Annotated in this window: 4 protein-coding genes and 1 pseudogene; 4 read left to right on the forward strand and 1 reads right to left on the reverse strand. The window is 41.6% G+C overall.

The genetic code is table 11. From position 1 onward, the window contains the following. Positions 1-556 (reverse strand): TetR/AcrR family transcriptional regulator (locus F6K49_RS37895; protein WP_293105373.1); only part of this gene is annotated, 556 nt, incomplete at its 3' end. 218 nt (positions 557-774) lie between these two features. Here F6K49_RS37895 and F6K49_RS37900 point away from each other — a divergent pair. The 4 genes and pseudogenes from F6K49_RS37900 to F6K49_RS37915 all read left to right on the forward strand — a co-directional run. Then, positions 775-1,383, forward strand: coding sequence for a pyridoxamine 5'-phosphate oxidase family protein (locus F6K49_RS37900; RefSeq protein WP_293105376.1), 609 nt, complete (start codon positions 775-777; stop codon positions 1,381-1,383). Between the two features lie 64 nt (positions 1,384-1,447). Beyond that, complete coding sequence (locus F6K49_RS37905; RefSeq protein WP_293031547.1) at positions 1,448-2,323, forward strand: alpha/beta hydrolase; 876 nt, start codon at positions 1,448-1,450, stop codon at positions 2,321-2,323. Positions 2,324-2,448: 125 nt separating this feature from the next. After that, on the forward strand, positions 2,449-3,099 hold the full coding sequence (locus F6K49_RS37910; RefSeq protein ID WP_293105379.1) for a cupin domain-containing protein: 651 nt from the start codon (positions 2,449-2,451) through the stop codon (positions 3,097-3,099). A 73-nt stretch (positions 3,100-3,172) separates the two neighbouring features. Then, positions 3,173-3,385: pseudogene (locus F6K49_RS37915) on the forward strand (IS4 family transposase); the annotation flags it as partial.

A 3,385-nucleotide genomic window follows, 5' to 3' on the forward strand; every position in this document is an offset into this window, starting at 1 on the left:
CTGAAGCAACGGTTTTCCCTTGTGCTGCTGCTATCGAGTTTCCCTCCATCATCGCCACCACAATTGAGCCTTGCACAAGCAGTAAAAACTGTCGAGCCAATAATTCAGGATCAGTAATGCCTGCAGCTTGAGCGAGATCCAGAATATAGGCATAAACCGCTTGTTGGTGCTCCAAAGCCGCCTGATAACCTGGGTGCTTGGGCTTGGCCAACTCTACAGTAGCGTTAATGAAAGCACAGCCACGAAAATCTGGAGCTTCAAACCATAATTGAAGCACATCAAAGATTGCTAATAGACGCTCTTTGGGATCTGAACTATGTTGGGCAACAGTTTCTATAAACCAGGCACGCCAAGACTCGCCCCGCTGTCGTAGGAATGCTTCAATCAGAGCATCCTTAGATTTGAAGTGGTTGTAAAGTGACATCTTGGCCACACCAGACTCGGAAATGATGCGATCAATCCCTACATTCTGAATACCCTCTTGGTAAAAGAGCTCAGAGGCTTTCTCTAAAATGCGATCGCGAACTGGTTTACGAGATGAAGTCAATTTGGTCATGGTTACTGAATCAGATTTGAATAGACAAGTCTGTCTACTTTAGACTAACACTTTCCCCTCCTCAGTGTTCTTACCCTTGACCATCGGGCACTGCTTAACAAAACTTTACAAAAAAATCAGCGGAAAATCCTTGACTTTAGACAGACCTGTCTATTAAGCTAATAATATACAGACAGGTCTACATAAATAAGCGGTCTACATAAATAAGGGGATTTCTGATGGCACGACAATTTACCAATATTGCTTTTACCCCTGGAGTCAAAAAGGCTCAAACCCGCTACGGGTCTCGGGAAATTTATGACCAATTCGCCAAACGAGGCATTAGCGAAGATACTCTGACTGCTAAAGAAACAGAATTTATCGCTGCACGGGATAGTTTCTATATGGGTACCGTCAACAGTAACGGTTGGCCTTACATCCAGTTTCGTGGAGGGCCCAAAGGATTCCTCAAAGTTCTGGACGATCAAACCTTGGGTTTTGTGGATTTTCAAGGAAATCTGCAATATATCAGTGTCGGTAACTTGTCTGAAAGCGATCGCGTTTTTCTATTTTTGATGGATTACGCTCACCGTCGCCGATTAAAGATTTGGGGAAGGGCTCAAGTTATTGATAACGACCCACAACTGCTCAATCAATTAGCCGATCCTAATTATCAGGCGGAATTGGGACGAGTATTAATAATTAAAGTCGAAGGATTTGACTGGAATTGTCCCCAACATATTCCGATTCGTTATTCAGAAGAAGAATTTGCCCAAATCAAAGCTCCCCTAGAAGCTCGGATTCAGGAGTTAGAGAAACAACTAGCTCAACTTTCTCCCTCAAATTGAAGCTCTCCTCATCTAGTTTGAACTGTAATAACTCAATCAATTATCACCAAGTAAGGTATTCATCATGACTAACCTAAACACCACAATGCACAAAACTATTGAGATTGATGGACTTGATATTTTCTATCGGGAAGCTGGATCCAAAAACGCCCCTACCATCCTCTTGTTACATGGATTTCCTACTTCTTCCCACATGTTCCGAAATCTAATTCCCGCCCTTGCAGACGAATTCCACCTGATTGCCCCGGATTATCCTGGTTTTGGGGCTAGTTCCATGCCGAAAGTTGATGAATTTGACTATAGCTTTGATAAGTTAGCAGATATCGTCGAAAAGTTGACGATTAAATTGGATTTACAACAATACTTTCTGTATGTGATGGACTATGGCGCACCAGTAGGCTACCGTCTAGCCAGCAAATATCCCAATAAAGTGCTAGGGCTGATTGTGCAGAATGGTAATGCCTATGAGGAAGGTTTGCGAGAGTTTTGGGAACCACTCAAAGCTTACTGGCAAGACAAAACTCCTGAAAATGCTCAAGTTCTAGCGGATTTTCTAACCCTCGAATCGACTAAGTGGCAATACACTAATGGAGTTCGCAATCCAGAAGCCATTGCTCCAGACAATTGGTTCCACGACCAATATTTGCTCGACCGTCCTGGCAACAAAGAAATTCAATTAGAACTGTTTTACAGCTACGGTACTAACCCGACTCTCTACCCACAATGGCAGGAATATTTCCGTCAGTTTCAACCTCCAACCCTAATTGTTTGGGGCAAAGGTGACTACATTTTTCCCGAAGAAGGAGCCCATCCCTACAAGCGAGATCTCAATAACATTGAATTCCATATCCTAGATACCGGTCATTTTGCCCTTGAGGAAGATCTAGAGTTGATTGCTAATTACATTCGCAACTTCGCTCGCTCTAATGGCCCTAAATAGTCAGGCAGATTCGTCGAGCACAATTAGGCATAATGAGAATCTAAGTAGTCGGATAGGTGATCGTACTAGGAATCTCAAGCAATAATTAGAGATTCCAACAATAAACATAATTTCAGGAGGTTACCATGCAGATTCATGCAGATATAAGTCAGCGAGTCGTTGTCTATAGCGAAGAGCTACCTTGGGTTGATTCTCCTATGGCTGGTGTACAGCGTCGGATGTTGGAAAGGGATGGAGACGAAGTAGCCAGAGCAACCTCTCTAGTTCGCTATGAAACTGGTAGTTTCTTTTCTGCTCATACTCATGGTGGTGGTGAAGAATTCATGGTTTTAGATGGGATATTTTCTGATGAAAAAGGAGATTATCCTTCTGGTACTTATGTCCGCAATCCCGTAGGTTCAAGCCATACTCCTAAGAGTGAATCAGGTTGTACAATTCTGGTTAAACTATGGCAAATGTCTCCTGAGGATCAAGAGCGAGTAGTCATCGATACAACTAACAACTCTTGGGTTCCAGGTTTAGTTAAAGGATTACAGGTCATGCCCTTACATACTCATAGTACAGAGAATGTTGCTCTGGTGAAATGGGAACCTGGAACTGTTTTTAAACACCATAGTCATTTTGGGGGAGAAGAAATTTATGTAATTGACGGGGTGTTTGAAGATGAAGATGGAACTTATCCGAAAGGAACTTGGATACGTAATCCTCATGGTAGTACTCATACTCCCTTTAGTAAAGAAGGTCTGGGGGGGCGACAAGCGCCCTGTAACCCTTGATATATCTTAAATTGACCAAATTATGGTAAAAAAAGATAGGTCATAAATTGTCAATACGACCTATCAATTGAAAATGCTACCAAAATTATATCAAAAACATCTAAAAAATCTACTTTGTGAATCTCAATTATTGTTTTTTTACCTTATAATAATAATTAGACAAGACACCAAAAATATAAAACTTGAAAAAATCGCAGAGTCACTCCCTTTACCCATTCAATTTCAATCACGACGTAAAAAACTACAGAGATTTTTGTCTTTGCCAGTATTTGATGTCAAATATTTG

It is taken from the genome of Moorena sp. SIO3I6, from assembly GCF_010672095.1.

Coding starts and splice junctions, on each gene's coding strand:
- F6K49_RS37900 (WP_293105376.1), top strand. CDS start 775: ATGGCACGACAATTTACCAATATTGCTTTTACCCCTGGAGTCAAAAAG.
- F6K49_RS37905 (WP_293031547.1), top strand. CDS start 1,448: ATGACTAACCTAAACACCACAATGCACAAAACTATTGAGATTGATGGA.
- F6K49_RS37910 (WP_293105379.1), top strand. CDS start 2,449: ATGCAGATTCATGCAGATATAAGTCAGCGAGTCGTTGTCTATAGCGAA.